The following is a 15111-nucleotide window of genomic DNA, read 5'->3' on the forward strand; positions in this document are numbered from 1 at the left end:
GTCGTGGAGCAGCTGGTAAGGTTCCGGTATTTGGTATGCTGGAACGTGCAGGCAAGGTCGTGGTTGAGGTAGTGCCTGACGTTAAGGAGAAGACATTAATGGGTCTTATTACCAAGACTATAGAACCGGGCAGTTTGACCTACAGCGATGGTTTCAGCAGTCACAGTTCACTGATCGTCAACGGCTATAAGCACGTCCGTATTGACCACGATAAAGAGTTCACCAACGGTAAGGCACACATCAACAGCATAGAAAGTTTCTGGGCTTATGCCAAGGAAAGACTGGCCAAATATCATGGTATTTCGCCTCTAAAACTGTATCTTTACTTGAAGGAGTTGGAATTCAGGTTCAATAACAGGCAAGCTGTTGATTTATTTGAACTTATCAACTCGCAGCTTGTCAAATTGCTCCGCTGTTATGGATAATTCCCAATACTTTTAGCTTTTCATTCACAGGTCCTCCTTTAGGATAAGAATTCGATATACTGCCTCATCCAATCTCTTTCGAGGAATTTCACCGCTATACGCTGCTTTCAATACACACTCATAGCATTCCTCCGCAGTGGCTAACCCTTTCAAGAATTGGCAATGGAGAATAATGTCTGCACCTGCGTTTATGCTCATAACACATGCCTCTGGCAAATCATAGTGTTTAGAGATACCTCCCATTTGCATATCGTCGGTGATGATTACCCCTTGGAATCCAAGTCGTTCACGGAGAAGTCCTGTGAGAACAGTTTTTGAAAGAGTGGCAGGATTTGAGCTATCCACACTACGCACAAGTATATGAGCACTCATAATACAAGCCACATCCTCAGCAATCACTCCCTGATAGGGACGCAGTTCTCTTTCCAAAAGCTCATCAATAGTTTTGTCGGTTCGAGGCATGTCTTTGTGAGAATCTATCGTCACATCTCCCAAACCAGGAAAGTGCTTGGCGGCCGCAATTACTCTTTCCTTTTGGAATGAACTGATAAATATTCGTGCCAGATAAGCTACCGTATCAGGATTCGAAGAGAAGGTTCTGTAGCTTAAAGGTGTATCCCCTTGCGGTTGATCTATATCTACAACTGGTGCCATAGTCATGTTAATACCCCACGACCGTAAGTCTCTGGCGATCTCGGTTGCGAGACTTACAACATCACTTGAATCCATCCTTGCTACCTCTCGGGGTTCAGGAGGAACTCCACCAAATTTGATCTCCGTCCTACTTACTCCTAGCTCCTGATCGGTAGCTATGAGGAGAGGCAATCCCGGTTTAGAGCCTTGTGCAAGAGATTGCATTTCGGAAGTAAGACTGATGAGTTGCTTTTCGCTATTGACATTTTTACGAAATATAATAACTCCCCCTGCATGACGATCAACAATCCATTCTCGCAGGCGAGGAGAAATATCTCGCCCGTTGAACCCTATCATAAAAAGCTGGCCGACCTTCTCTTCGACACTCATGCTTTGGACACGCCTCTGGACTTCCTTCGATGGCTTTTGTTTCCCTTCCTTGCACATAGGCAACGTTAGGGTAAGCACCGATAACACAAATAAAGCGAATAAGCGAAACCCAGTCACTAAAACACTTGGAATTCAGCTATCTTAACCCAGTAATCGTTAAGTTGAGTAACTAGGAGTCTTACGCATCGGACCTTAACAGGTCCAAAAGATTCATCTATGACACGATTAGAAACCGTGCCGATTGTGGTCCACTTCTCTCCGTCTTTTGAATATTGAAGCTTTCCGTGGCGCAGATAATCCTGTTGATCTCCATCCGGAGCCTGAATTATCTTCACCCGATTGATCTTTCGAATCTTCCCCAGATCTACCTGAAAGTAATCCCCAACAGTGGGCCAACCCCTTTTAGTCTTATAATCCTTTTCAGGGTCGCTGTCAGGATAACGATATGCATTGCTCCAATAGTAGGTTGAAGGATCGCTGTCAACAGCATAAATCTCTTTGTGACCCTCGTATGGGGGCATTGAACTACTGAAGGTTATCTTAGCAGATTTACCCCAAGGGTTGAAGATCAGCAAGAGTGCGATAGCCACCAAAACCAAACAGCCGAGAGAAATACCAATGATAAGTCCAAGCTTGGATTTCTTGCGCTTTGGGGGTAACTCCTCTACACTCGCCTGCATTCGCTCTTCGGGAACAAGCTTAGCACCACACTCCTCACAAAAGACACTACCCTCATCGTTCTTAGTCCCGCACTCTTTGCAGATCGGCATCACTCCTCCTATTCTCAATTCTTTTTAACTTAGGATACAAGCTATCTTCAGATTTCATCATTCCTTATCCCCAGCAAGCGACGCGACAAACCGTAGAGAATCAAAACTAACATCCACAATAGGAAAGCTCTGCCAATTGTAGTAATCATAGTGCCACCATTCACTGGTTATGGTTGTGAAACCCGTTGATGTCATAATGTCGGTTAGGAGTTTTCTGTTGCGTTTCTGTTCTTTAGTGAGACCGGTATAATTTTGATGCGAACGCTCATTAAACTCATCGAACGCAGAACCCATATCAAGTTGTTTACCGGTGGAGTCTACTAGGGTAAGGTCAACCGCCGTGCCTCGATTGTGGCGCGAGCCACGATTGGGATCGGCCACATAGCGCCTGTCAGGAACAAGTTTCCACATCAGGAATTGAACTCGATGTGGACGATAGCCGTCGAATACCTTCAGCCGATAACCGAGGGTGTTTGCCTTCCGCTGAACTGAGACGAGGCTTTCGGCAACACAACACCTTAGGAAACAACGCGCTTCAGGGTACAGAACTTCGTGTGTAAAGTTATTCTCAGTTGCATAGCGGATATCTAGAACTATAGTGGAGTCTAACTTCACGAGTTCGACGAAAGTCGCCGGATCCAGGGAGATGGGGTGAGTAAAGAAGGGGTCTTCGGAATATCCTTCTTTCCAACTACAGAGTAAGCTTGAAACTAGTCCTAATGCGCTTAGGGTTTTTCCTACAGGCACTCCGTATATCTCAACTTCGGAGATACAAAGGTCTTGATCTTTAGCTCTCTCAGAGTAAACGTCTTCGATGACGATCTTCACAAAACTAGTCCTTACTGAAGCGACATCGAAGTATTGCATCTCCCGGGTATCTCTCAGTGATATCTTCTGCGATGACCCGTCTGAGAACTCAAGCCTGGCGCGCCTAACTCGTAGATTGAGGTAAAACCTATCACCAATATCCTTCCCATAACGATCGTAGCCCGGTATAAGTCCAATACGCGTAACTTTAACTTCCCTTGGGAAACTAAGCTTGATCCACATTCCAATTCCGGCGTTTGCACCGCCATCGGCCCAGGAAGCGGCCCAGCAAGTCGAAGATATTCCATCCAGGACGTTAGCAGGTTCGTAATTACCGAACCTACTTGGAGAGAGTGCCGACGAAGCACTAGCTTTTGCAAGATAGGTAATGTCCTGCGGGGACTTCCTCCAGGGCTTGAAGATTATTAAGAGAACGACCCCAGCCAGAATAACCGCTCCTAGAGATATGCCAACGATGAGTCCAACCTTGGTTTTCTTGGGGCGTTTCTCCACGCTTTCGGGTTTCGGTTGCACAGCGGGTTGCTCTTGGGGAATCAGTTTCGCGCCGCATTCCTCGCAGAAGGCGCTCCCTTCGTCGTTTTTAGCCCCGCACTTGTTGCAGATTGGCATTTCTACTCCTACTCGTTTAAGGACTTACCGCATTGATCACAGAACATAGCTTTTGTCTTCAACTTGGCTCCACACTCAGGACAGTAGTTAACTTTCTCTCCCTTAGCATCTTCTTTAGCTTTTGGAGGAGGTTTCTGCTTATGACTTTTGGGCTTGGGTTTCGTTGTTGGTTTTGATGGCGGCTTGGACTTTTTTACTTCATTTGTGCCACGAATGGATTTATGGAATTCCGGGGGTATGTCCTCTCCAGTAATCGTAGCTAATATCTCATCAGTAAGAGGAGCTATTCCAGCGATCCTGTTAGCTTGGTTTTCCATCGTTTTCTCGAAAATGTTCCTTACAAGTCTTCCATTGCCGAATGTTCTATCTCTGTTTGTATGTAAAACTTCTAAAACGGAAAGTAGTTTTTCCTTGGCTCCATCAGTGATGTTGAAGTTGCTATTTTTACAGAATTTCTCGAATATAGCAATAAGTTCCTCCGGCTCATAATCATCGAAATAGAAATACCTGTTGAACCTTGACTTTATGCCAGGATTTGCCTCCAAGAATCTTCCCATTTCATTCGGATAACCAGCCACGATTACAACCAACCTATCTCTATGATCCTCCATCCGTTTAAGAAGTATGTCTATGGCCTCTTGCCCGAAATCATTAAGCCCACCTTCCGGTTTAAGGGCGTATGCTTCATCTATGAACAACACCCCATCCAAACTCTTACTAACGATTTCGTCCACCTTTAGCGCGGTTTGTCCAACATATCCAGCCACCAATCCGGACCTGTCGGTTTCCACAAGATGTCCCTTAGTAAGGAAACCTAACGATCTATATATCTTTCCAATCAGGCGAGCGATTGTAGTTTTGCCAGTTCCAGGAGGACCACAAAAGACTGCATGAAGCGAGATGGGGGTCTTGGACATCCCGCGCTCTTGACGCATCTTCTGAACCTTGAGGAAATTGATCAAAGAATCTACTTCCTGTTTAATATTTTCCATCCCAATCAATTCATTGAGTTCAGCCAGTATTTCATCAAGCGTTTCTTGAGAAGCTACCGCTTCTTCTGTTATCTCTATGCTTTTCTCTGATTCTGAGATTTCCTCTTCGTGCAAAAGCTTCCACACCTTCTTTAGAGCTTCTTCCTCCTCTTCTGTTACAGTTCCGTCAGCTTTTGTAACAACTTGAGCTGCTCGATATAAAGCAGCAATTGCTATGTCTGCAAATGAAGTGCCTTGCGCTTTATCAATATTCTTGAGAAAGTTAGGAACTATAAGTTGTTCTATTTGGTCCCCACTTAATTTGTTTCTCTCAAAAATATCAACAAAAACATTCTCTAGATTCTTTATCACTTTCGTTGCCAATTCCTCTCTTAAGTGTGAAGGGGCAATTTGCCATTTAGAGACTATCCCTTGAGAACTGTCAACAAATTCTTGACCATTAATCACAAAAGCTAGAATCATTGATGCAACTGAGGTTTCTCTGGGGTCAAGGTGTCCGTCAGCACCACTACAAAGAATAAATATTTTCGCGAGGTCGTTAGCTAGAGATAGTTTAAAATCCTCTAGGGTTTTCCCTTGTAGTATTTTAAGGAAAGGGATGGACTCATAAAACTGACTTGCTTCTTCAACGAGATAAGGATAATCTACTACTCTCATGCTTTCCTGTTTTGTCCCGCATTTGGGGCAGAACTTAGCCCCCGCTTTTATCTCATTCCCGCAATTTGAGCATATCTTGGTTTCCATCTTATCCTTCTCTTAAGCCTCAATTCTTTCCCCACATTTGGGGCAGAATCTGGCTGTGGGTTTTAACGAAGTGCCGCACTCCGGACAAAACTTGGCTTCGGGTTCTTCTTTCTTTGAATCTTCTGTTTTCGGTTTTTTCTTTCCTTCTGGCTTCGGGGGGGCTTCTGTCTTGGGGAATCTAATTACCCCTTTCCAAAGCAAGAGAAGTAATGCCACTGCGCAGAGAGCCAGGAAGGCAACACTTCCCAAGATCACCGGCCAGAACCCACTAGGCAAGCCCCTTGCTCCTCGAGGGGGCTTAAGCCTAAAGAACTTGGGGACAAGTTGTTTGCGAAACTCGTATGGATCAACCGTTCGCAAGAAAAACCATTCCGTAGCCGCTTCCCCTTCTGCAATTCGGCAATCTCTCGTCAAAACGCCCCAACCTTCCGTGGGACGAATCCAAACCTTAAGGGTATCGCTCTTCCAATTGGTTCCCCGGGTATGCCATGCTCCGATGATCAACGCCACCATCGTGGGATCAACGAAGCTTCGTAAAGAATCCACATCCGCACGATTGGCTACCACTATATTGTAACCCGCCTCGACCTCCTCTAACTTAACATCCACGTCATAGATTGTCTTATCAACGAGAAGTTCTCGGAGCTTTTCTTCTTCCCTCTGGATTTCTTCTTCTGTGAGTCTCACTTTAACAGTTCCAAAAAGACCTGCGACCGAAAGTAATACACCCACAAGAATTGTGCAAGGTAAAACCCTGTGTTTCACCTGCCCTGCACTATAATTTGCCATCAAAACTTCCTTAGGATTGAATTCTACCTCCTGAGGCGGTAATGTCAAGTGCTAAAAGACCCCTAGGGGCACGGCATGCCGTGCCCCTACATCCGATTTTGGGAATTGGAATTACTGTGTAGTGTGAACTTTCAGGTTCGCATTCGATCTCAAATTCTCATCCGAAATCTGAACAAACACACTTCCGCTTTCGTGCAGTAATTCCTTTGCTAACAAGAGCCTGCCTTAGATACGTCAAATACGAATGTATGCCAAGTTCCCAGGTATCCCTAAACGCCTTTATCATCTCAGGCTCGGCTGTCAAATCTTCGTCCTTGCCGTCCTTAACGTCCCTTTTATTGACGAACGGTTGAAAGTTTGAGCCATACTTAATGCCATAAGGCGGGTCAATGTAAACCATCTGCACCTGCCCGGCCATGCCTTCCTTTTCCAAAAGGGAGTTCATAACCAAAAGCGAATCGCCCGCTATAAGCCGGTTTTTCCAGTTGTGCTTGTGCTTGTAAAATTCAATAGCTTCACGGAGCGGAGGGTTTTCTTCAGGCTCTGCAAACAACGAACCCTGAACCGGCATACCGTTCTGCTTGCGCACCGCCTCAATTATGGTTCGGGGGTCAATGCGCTCGTGAACGTGAAGCGAAACGGTAGGCACCTCAAACGACGTATGCTCAGGCTTGCCTGCCCACACAAGCTGCGGGTCAAGATGGGGATCGTAGGCATAGGTTTTCTTCCCTTCATCCTTATCGGTCTTAGCATCCACCAACCCCACAGGCGGATTGTTTACCCGCTCCTTTCCCTTGTGGTCGTATTGCTCAATGGGCTTTTTCTTTTGTCTTTCTTCTTGCCATTCTGTTACCCTCTATCAATGAATTTACTCTAAAGCCGTATAATAGAAAGCCTCTTTGAAAGAGAGTCTATCTTAAATCCAAGGCTTGTCAACCTTTACCCCGCAGTTGTGCGAGGGAATGGAGCACTAACCTACAGGCGTGAGGCGGGGCTGCCGCAGGGCGCGCAGTTCCGGAAGCCGCTAGCCAGCAGTCTTGCCCCTTTGTGAAGTCAGACGTATTCCCATCAAACTCAACCTTAACCATCCGAACCGTAATGACCCCTGATGAGTCTGATGCCGATGACGAACTGTCCCAGGAGATATGGACTAACGCTGTTGAAGAGGAACCAGGGGCTGATGATTTAATCTTCACCGTTAGCTCTATTAGCACTCCGCTCTGCGTTTCTTACACTCTGCCCCAGGGCGAGATCGGCACCTTGACTCTCTATAACGCCTCCGGTCAAAGAATCGCGAGAATAGAAGTTAGTGGAACCGGCAGCACCAGCTTTGGCTTTACCAACCCATCAGGTGTTTATTTTGTGCGGTTGGAAACCAAGCTCAGATCGGAAACCAAAAAAGCGATTGTGCTCAGGTGAAACCTGCTTCAACAGACCTTGAATTTCATCAATACAGAATATTGAACCCATCGAACAGGCTGACCTGGGCTTGATAGATATTTCCTTTTTTATTCTGAGGTAACTTGAGATCTTCAGCATCATAATCATTATCGTGAAGGCCCCCCGATTTAGGTTGCGAACGTCGTTTATATGGTCAAGGCCCATTCGGTCCCAGAACATATATTTTTCGGCTAATTTGAGGGGGGGTATATTGCATGGAAATCATCTAAGTGATTGTATTTCAATATGATGGAGAGTTTGTAAGGTTTCTGAAAAACTCTTCACGGATATGTAAAAAGGGTCTGAAAAGGCCTTCAAGGGCAATTTCCGACTCAAAATCGTGCAATTTCTCATCAAAACTTGTCCGAATTGCTCCAGTTTGAGGACAAATTTTGCACATTTCACCTTTTCGGATCAAGTAGAAATTCCAGCAACTGGGGAAAATTATTCGCACAGAGGGCGTTGCTTGAACTCCCAAAAAAAGAGGACTGAGAATCAATCCTCTTGGTCATCAATAAAACCTATTGATGACTCTAGAAGATGCTCCAACGAATCGGGAAGGACAGAGAAAAAATCCAGACCGGTTAAGACTTCAACGGAATCTATGGTCACGGCGAAGGATTCTATAGGTTTACTTGACCTCTGGTTAGGCATAACAAACCCGATGCCTTTCATGTCTGGCTCCTTGATGTCTATTACCACCTTGTAGAAGTAGTCTGGGATGCTGACTTCGTTAACACCTATCGTTGGAAGATCGTCGGTCAGGACCGGCCCGGTGACAATCCATATCTCCTCGTTTTCATCTGCCCAGATTCTTACCTGTGCTTCCAGTCTCTTCCAGATTCCTCGATTGAAACCAGGTCTCTGGGGACTCATGTTGCTCATGTAGAACGACTCGCACATTGCCATCGAATCCCACCTCATGTCTCCGGCTGGAGCAAGATGACCTCTATCGAATCCAGAACCTCTGTAGTCCGATAGATCGGCTGAACCTGATGCAACCATGGGATCAGGACGAAACTGCTCACATCTTTCCCAGGGGCCGTCTATCATGTCAGCGGTTAATACGTAGGCTACCCACCTTGCTTGTTCGTGTTCTTCGCTGTATTCCAGGGTGTATGCGAAGTGCCTTACGATCTGTCTTGATTCGGGGAGTCCTAATTTATCAGGTTGTGCGTTGAGCAACTGAAGACTCATGGTTAGACTCAATAACCCTACCCACTTGATTATGGATCTATTGCATAGCATGGAGCCCTCCTTACTATTTATCCTGTAGCCTGTTGTTTTGGCTTATATTGACTGTAAAACGGTGCTTGTCATCGTCAAGTATTGCTCCTCTTCAAAAAAAGCGAACCCGGCTGGGTCCGCTTTCTGGATTTACATCTTCACAAGCTTAACGCTTCGGCCGTTTTCTCTCTCTAAGAAATAGCTTCCTCTGGATAGAGTCGATAGCATCACTCGGTCTCCGGAGATTACACAATTTTTAACAGTTCGACCAGTGATGTCTCTGACTTCTATACATCCGGGAACATTGATCGACGGTCCCGAAGTTATCAAGCTTGCCTGAATCGGATCGCCTCGTTCAGGTGGTCTTTCTGCTACGTGATTCTCTACAGTATCGGACAGTATGACCAATGCCTGGATGCGGGGGTGGTGGATTAGAGAGTAGAATTTGTCACCGCTGGACCAGAGCAATCGGTCATCATGGTAGGTATACATTTTCAGCTCGAACTCGTAATTACCCGGATCCAATGCAAAGATGTAGCTGCCGCTTATTTCAGGAGAGCCTACGGAAACAGGGACTTTCTCTTCATTCTTGGTTATCCAGGAGCAGCCGTATATGGCAGGGACCTCAATGGTCACCCAATCAGCATGTTCTTGATACCTATTATCAACGTAATCATACTGAATGAAGCCGCCGGTAGCAACAGTAACAAAGGCTTCTCGATCCAATGTAAAGGATATTGAAGCCATAGTCAGAGTATCGAACTCGGAGACCTGTAGTGTTGTATCTCCTTCCTCGTAATCCTCTATCAAGAACATCTCATTGGCGCGAAGAACGGTAGCGCCAAAGAACAGTATCAGGATTACGATTGCAATCCCAATCCACTCTGCTTTAAAGCGTTTCATGATTCCTCCTTGTGTTTGATGATCTAGTAATATCTTACTTACCATTCCATCGCCAAGCACCTACCGGTAATGACCAAGTTTCTGCTCCTATGATATTTGGCTTAATTAGTTCGAGATCCATAATAGGGGCTTCTGATATGAGGTAGGTTGCCTGAGCGATTCTGATTGTAGAGCTCTCAATCTTCGTGAGACGCTTGTTGATTGAGAACATCCCTATCACTCCTATGAGCACGAGCAATGCTAATGCACCAAGCAAAGCAGTGCGGATGATGTCCAGTGTTTTCATGATTCCTCCTATTCCGACTGTATGTCGTTGAAGATTTCTTCCACTTTGTCGCATAAGCCTCGTATGGTTGCTATTCCTTGGAGTGCATGGATTTTGTCAGATTTTCTCAGCTCGCGTAATCTGTCCAAACTTTCGCTTGCTTCGCTAGCTTTGTGTCCATGAGTAATATTGTGTAATCCTGCCTCTGAGGCACCCAAGAATATAGCATGTTCATGTCCTTCCTTGGCTATCGCTAAAAACAAATTGACAGCCTTATGGTGATAAAAGCATTCCATGATTTCTCCTTTGTCTGGTCTATAACGTATCAGGCGATAATGACATTAGCACCCAATATGACGCTACTGTAACAATAATGATCCCGGCTCCCTTTAGCACTGTCCAAGGCGTGCACCTTAGCCGATCAAATAAGCTTTGATGTGGTGGAATCAACGTATCCGGTGCGCATCCCAAAACGTGAATGTAGTCTAATCTACCTGGCGGCCAAGGAGGATATAAGTAAAAGTGCTTTTCCTTACGATGAAGCCAAATATTGCCCTGATGCTGCACCCAATGTCCGCCGATGTTTGCCTCGCGTCCGTTTATCGTTGTCCATTCTCCGCCTTCTACCGACCACCAAAAGTTTGTATCCGGCTGCATAACAACGACAGAGCTGTCCTGTTTAACAAGATTAATCTCGCCATAGACCTTGACCGGTATCTTCACGTTAATCCTACTACGAGAGTAGTCAGAATAACCTAACATTTCCCTAATCGTTGATCGTTTCCTACGACGCCATGCTCCAAGTGTATCATGCCAAAATACTATGTCCCCATTAGACACGGTATCCAAAGAATTTGCCAAGCTAAATGCGCACACATTCACATACTTGTATACCATGCTATCGGCCAAATCAGGATTTGCAAGCCTAGAAACTCCTTGCACAAGAGGAGCAATACGGTATATCCCCTTCCCATATATATTGTGTTCACTCCCCTGATACCAACCCATCAGGTCTATGTCCCAGACTTTTCCGTATTCGTCTACTCCCTTAAAAAGCGCTGTTGAATCTGGAAAGTCAGGATATAGTGCTTTCGTAAGAGGAATAGTAGCACCCCAGGCGAGACTAGAAGAACGTGCAGTTGTCAATGCAAGATCTCCCTTATACCAGACCTGATAACGACCTGAACCAAAACCATAAATTGGAGACGTTGTAACCACCAACGCTATCCCTATCACTACCCCGATTATTGCAAGTGTCTTTTTCATCGATTTACTCCTTCGCCCTTGTGGGCGGGTTAGGTTGCGAACCTCATTTATGTAATCAGCCATGGTCTTCCTCCAAGCATGGGGAATTACGGCTGATTTTAGGGATTTTTCCCTTCCCTCTCCCCCACTTATAGTTCCCAGGTATAGACTGGTCCATAATCGTTTCTGAAGATTATTTTCTTGAGTCCTATACTCCGATCATAGGGAAAGACACTTCCAACATTGTCCCACCAGGAGATAGTATTTCTTCCATACTGTTCGTCTATGGTCGGATCGGAAATAACGAGGATATCCTCATCATCGCCGAGCAGGGTCACCGTAGCATCATTCCATCCTCCTTCTCTCATACTTTTCTGCAAATTTTCGGCCTTCTCACGGCGGAGTTCCTTTCGAAAAGGATTGCCTCGGACTTGAATTAACTCGACGATTTCTCCATATCGCTTGAGTTCTTTCCCTTCGTCAGGATATTTCAGTTCACCTGTCGGGAAAGACATTAGAGAGGTTGCTTCTTTAGACAGTTCCGTTAGTTCATCTAAGGTAGAAGCCGTTGCAATCTCTTCCTCGATCCTATCAAGCTCTTTCATGACTTTGGATTTACACCCAACGAGCAACAATAGAGCTATGATTGCGATAACGAACCGTTTCATGGTTCCTCCTTGTTTAGGTTTTTACTATTCTTTGGAACCTCGGGGATATGGCTCAGAAACAACCATCCTATCCTCCTCATACATGGTTCACTCTTCATATTTACAGGATTCTACTACAAATATATAGCTTGTCAAGGGTTGTTCTTCAAATATGCGGTGGACATGTTCTGTGCCCTGGATTTAATCATCCAGATGAAGAAAAAGAACAAGCTACTTGTAGGGGTAGGTGATGCGATCAGGGCAAGGCGCAAGGCCCGAAACATGAACCAGGAAGAACTGGCGCACGCCTCGGGCCTCAACGTTAAATACCTGGGTGGCGTAGAACGTGGGGAGATTAATCTATCGCTGTTGAGTCTCCAGAAGGTAACCGACGCTCTGGGGTGTGGGTTAACCGATATCCTGCCGAGAAGTAAAGAAGAAGGATCGAACAAGCTACTCTCCGAGTTGATCGTGTTCCTGGAAACTCAAGACGAACGGTTCTTGAGCATTGCTCTCCCTTTGCTCCATACATTGCGAGATTCAATCAAGTAGCATCAATCAACACCCAACCCGAGAGTCGTAGAACTGTAGGCCGTTACGAGCCGGTTGTGATGGGCGCTGTGCCAGGTATCGAGCTTCACCATACTGTGCTCCCTGTCCCGGATCGATCCTTGCACATAGTAGGTATCGCCGATTTTAACCATCTTCTGTGTCGTGTGATGGGGCTGGTGCTTGTCTTGCTCCTCACCGTAGAGAGTATGCCAGTTCTTCCGCTGCGTGCGTAAGCTCTGAAGCGGCCATTCCTGTTCTAGCTCCAGAGCCAATGACCACCACTTCTTACCTTTTTTGCAGAATCTCTCATCCAGTTCAAGGCAAAGAGCCTCATCCTCGACAGGAACAAAGAAGAACTCGCCCTGTCTGAGGACGTTGGTCTTACCTCGAACGGGCAGTGGCTGAAGTGACTCGAAGCCCTGACCCATTGTCTTAACCTTGTGATCAACCAACTCGGCTGTGAAGTAACCGGTATGATCGGTTCCGCCAAGGAATAGTGAAGGCATGTCAGGATTGTGCGGCTTCATGAAGACCTCTTCCTGATCCCGGCCTAAGCGGTTCCAACGCTTGTTGAAGCTGGGACCGCGCATTAAGACTCCACCTACCAGGTGCCAGTATTTGGCAGAGATTTCACCATCGTCATCCTTGCTTGTCCAATACATTCCTCCAGGAGGTAGATTCTTCTCGAAGGTCTCGAAGTCGTCGTGGCCTCGATAAGATGACCGGTAGTCGTCAGGGGAGAAGTCAATCACTTCGACCGAATGGGGATCAAGTCCGTGTCTATCCAGGATAGCGAACGACGTTCTGGGAAAGTGCTGTCCGGGAAACAGATCACGCAGAACGCCGATAACCAAGCTCTGATGGCCTGAGGTGGTTGAAGAGTAACGGTCAGAGTTAAGAAGTATCTCTTGCGGTGTTCCCTTGTGTTGAGGTCTTCTCACCGCCAGCCGGAAGTGCCTGCCGAACGAACACAGAGCATTGGTCTCGTCATCGAAAAAGATGCGTGAACCGTTCCTATACCGGTCTTCATACTTAAAGAAAGCTGTCACGACTTGCTCGTGAGTAGCCATAATGTCTCCTTGTTTTGTAGGGTTTTAATGTAAAAAGAAACTCCCTGCCCTCACCCGTTCAGACTTCTGCTCTTATCCGAGAGTTCTCCAACTCATTAATCAGGGCTAGGATCTCCTCATCTAACATAGCCTGTATCTCAGTTAGAGGAATCGCCCTGATTAGTGCTACACCGTAGAAGATTGTGCCATCGTGGGTTCTATAGTGACCTTTGTTAGTGTATCGGCCGGGTGCGTTGGGATTAGTGTTGTAGCCCTTGTAGACTTCCAGGGTTTCATCATCCAGGTTGATCACATAAGCCCACTCGCAGAACAAAGAATCAGCCATGAATTCGTGGGAATCTATCATGAACCTCAGTCCTTGTTTCCAGGCATCAGGATTTCCTTGAGTCTCTCTCAAGAGGCAGTAAAAGTCACTCGTGGACTGGCTGCTGACCTTGAGGTTTGTCCATCGCTTGCATTCCTCAATCTGCTCAGGGGTAGGTTTTGAGTGTTCATCGACCAGGATGAGGTCCTGGGCTATCCTCTTCATCTCCTCGACTGAGGTTGAGCGGATGAACTCTATCAAGTTCTTTCCAAGCCAGTCTGGATATGAATCAAAGTGGTTGTATGTGAGTTTGTCCTGGCCCCCGATACGGAGGCCGTATGCTCCTCTGATTCCCATCGAATTTTCTCCTTTCAAAGCAAATAATGCCTCCAGAATAGCCCTGGAGTCGTTTTTTAAGCCTTTTTAAGGCCCGATTGTTCTTTGTAATACGTTTCTATGGCTAGATTTTGCAGGGGGAATAGGATTCTAAATTCCAGCAGCTGGAATCTATTTGCCTTTGAGTTTCAGACGGCGTCCGACCGTATCCACTGTAATGTCACAGGCTACAAGTAGTCGATTGAGGACATCGTAGTCTTCTTTACTGATAGGTTTAATTGAGTAGACCTCGACAAGGCGAACCATCTCGGAATCCCAGTAGGCTTCCTCGTCCCACCTGGGATCATCTGGGGTGCCATGCTTAGGGTCCTCTGAGATATCGCCCCAATAGAGAGGCAGGTAATCCTTGGCTACGTCTTGGGGATCAGTCTCGGGGTCGGCTATCTCTACCGTGTAGTGATCCAGATACTCCGCTTCACCGTCCCGGACGCGGTAGGTGATAAGGAAGTGGCGTTTATTCATTGGGCACCTCAACCAACAATCCTTTTTCGTAGGTCTCGATATTGCCCCAATTTTTCTTTGGGACCTGCCAGACCCCGTCCTTACCGACACTGCGCTGGAGCTCAGGAATGTGAACGGTCCCCCATTCGGCAAGCGCTGGCACGTTATAGAGCCGAGCGTAGCCGAAGCAGAGACCAGGGGTATTGTCCATGTCCTTCTCGGTGATGAACCAGAGGTTGCCGTAGAAGTCTTCCCAGACCTCTATTACTGGGTCACCCTGGCCTTTCACCTTCCAGACGGTTTCTGTTGTTTTCATATAACCACCTGGTTTTAATCTGATGCTTCGTAGAGGGCTATGCGACAAGGATCATTATTGTCATCCCTATCTGGACAATCGCCTTCTTCGCAGTCATAGTCCACAACGCGGATGATCACGTCGCA

Annotated in this window: 18 protein-coding genes and 1 pseudogene; 3 read left to right on the forward strand and 16 right to left on the reverse strand. The window is 46.4% G+C overall.

Annotated elements, in window-relative coordinates; all coding sequences use genetic code 11:
* A partial coding sequence (locus CEE36_08670; protein ID TKJ40930.1) for a DDE transposase occupies positions 1-425 on the forward strand: 425 nt, incomplete at its 5' end.
* A gap of 24 nt (positions 426-449) precedes the next feature.
* On the opposite strand, the gene CEE36_08675 is transcribed toward CEE36_08670, so the two are convergent.
* The 6 genes and pseudogenes from CEE36_08675 to CEE36_08700 form a co-directional block, all read right to left on the reverse strand.
* The gene (locus tag CEE36_08675) at positions 450-1565 is read right to left on the reverse strand and encodes a hypothetical protein (GenBank protein ID TKJ40931.1); all 1116 of its coding nucleotides are present in this window, start codon (positions 1563-1565) and stop codon (positions 450-452) included.
* Positions 1565-2218 (reverse strand): hypothetical protein, encoded by a 654-nt coding sequence (locus tag CEE36_08680; GenBank protein ID TKJ40932.1) that lies wholly within the window; start codon positions 2216-2218, stop codon positions 1565-1567. Before CEE36_08680 ends, CEE36_08675 begins: the two co-directional genes overlap by 1 nt.
* Before the next feature lie 57 nt (positions 2219-2275).
* A complete protein-coding gene (locus CEE36_08685; protein ID TKJ40933.1) occupies positions 2276-3655 on the reverse strand; it encodes a D-alanyl-D-alanine dipeptidase in 1380 nt (459 codons plus the stop codon).
* An 8-nt stretch (positions 3656-3663) separates the two neighbouring features.
* The gene (locus tag CEE36_08690; GenBank protein TKJ40934.1) at positions 3664-5391 is read right to left on the reverse strand and encodes a hypothetical protein; all 1728 of its coding nucleotides are present in this window, start codon (positions 5389-5391) and stop codon (positions 3664-3666) included.
* Between the two features lie 12 nt (positions 5392-5403).
* Positions 5404-6180 (reverse strand): hypothetical protein, encoded by a 777-nt coding sequence (locus tag CEE36_08695; protein TKJ40935.1) that lies wholly within the window; start codon positions 6178-6180, stop codon positions 5404-5406.
* Between the two features lie 150 nt (positions 6181-6330).
* Positions 6331-6994, reverse strand: a pseudogene (locus tag CEE36_08700) (site-specific DNA-methyltransferase).
* Between the two features lie 233 nt (positions 6995-7227).
* Between CEE36_08700 and CEE36_08705 the strand changes: the two are divergent.
* Positions 7228-7599: a hypothetical protein gene (locus CEE36_08705; GenBank protein ID TKJ40936.1), complete on the forward strand. Its 372-nt coding sequence runs from the start codon at positions 7228-7230 to the stop codon at positions 7597-7599.
* Between the two features lie 516 nt (positions 7600-8115).
* Here the strand turns inward: CEE36_08705 and CEE36_08710 are convergent.
* From CEE36_08710 to CEE36_08735, 6 genes are all read right to left on the reverse strand, one after another.
* Positions 8116-8868 carry a DNA/RNA endonuclease gene (locus CEE36_08710; GenBank protein TKJ40937.1) on the reverse strand — a complete coding sequence of 251 codons (753 nt, stop codon included), beginning with the start codon at positions 8866-8868 and terminating at the stop codon, positions 8116-8118.
* A gap of 129 nt (positions 8869-8997) precedes the next feature.
* On the reverse strand, positions 8998-9750 hold the full coding sequence (locus tag CEE36_08715; protein TKJ40938.1) for a hypothetical protein: 753 nt from the start codon (positions 9748-9750) through the stop codon (positions 8998-9000).
* A 34-nt stretch (positions 9751-9784) separates the two neighbouring features.
* Positions 9785-10036: a hypothetical protein gene (locus CEE36_08720; protein ID TKJ40939.1), complete on the reverse strand. Its 252-nt coding sequence runs from the start codon at positions 10034-10036 to the stop codon at positions 9785-9787.
* Between the two features lie 8 nt (positions 10037-10044).
* Positions 10045-10311: a hypothetical protein gene (locus CEE36_08725; protein ID TKJ40940.1), complete on the reverse strand. Its 267-nt coding sequence runs from the start codon at positions 10309-10311 to the stop codon at positions 10045-10047.
* Positions 10312-10330: 19 nt separating this feature from the next.
* Positions 10331-11344, reverse strand: a complete 1014-nt coding sequence (locus CEE36_08730) for a hypothetical protein (protein TKJ40941.1) — start codon at positions 11342-11344, stop codon at positions 10331-10333.
* Positions 11345-11409: 65 nt separating this feature from the next.
* On the reverse strand, positions 11410-11928 hold the full coding sequence (locus tag CEE36_08735) for a hypothetical protein (GenBank protein TKJ40942.1): 519 nt from the start codon (positions 11926-11928) through the stop codon (positions 11410-11412).
* Between the two features lie 9 nt (positions 11929-11937).
* Here CEE36_08735 and CEE36_08740 point away from each other — a divergent pair, with 9 nt between their 5' ends.
* Complete coding sequence (locus CEE36_08740) at positions 11938-12459, forward strand: hypothetical protein (protein TKJ40943.1); 522 nt, start codon at positions 11938-11940, stop codon at positions 12457-12459.
* Between the two features lie 2 nt (positions 12460-12461).
* Here the strand turns inward: CEE36_08740 and CEE36_08745 are convergent, their stop codons facing one another.
* From CEE36_08745 to CEE36_08760, 4 genes are all read right to left on the reverse strand, one after another.
* A complete protein-coding gene (locus CEE36_08745) occupies positions 12462-13529 on the reverse strand; it encodes a hypothetical protein (protein ID TKJ40944.1) in 1068 nt (355 codons plus the stop codon).
* A gap of 58 nt (positions 13530-13587) precedes the next feature.
* Positions 13588-14190, reverse strand: a complete 603-nt coding sequence (locus CEE36_08750) for a hypothetical protein (protein TKJ40945.1) — start codon at positions 14188-14190, stop codon at positions 13588-13590.
* 150 nt (positions 14191-14340) lie between these two features.
* Positions 14341-14691 carry a hypothetical protein gene (locus tag CEE36_08755; GenBank protein ID TKJ40946.1) on the reverse strand — a complete coding sequence of 117 codons (351 nt, stop codon included), beginning with the start codon at positions 14689-14691 and terminating at the stop codon, positions 14341-14343.
* Entirely contained in the window at positions 14684-14986 is a 303-nt protein-coding gene (locus CEE36_08760; GenBank protein ID TKJ40947.1) for a hypothetical protein, read from the reverse strand. The genes CEE36_08755 and CEE36_08760 overlap by 8 nt, the downstream gene beginning before the upstream one ends.
* Between the last annotated feature and the right edge of the window lie 125 nt (positions 14987-15111).

The sequence above is a fragment of the candidate division TA06 bacterium B3_TA06 genome (assembly GCA_005223075.1).
GTDB lineage: Bacteria > Hydrothermota > Tepidihabitantia > B3-TA06 > B3-TA06 > B3-TA06.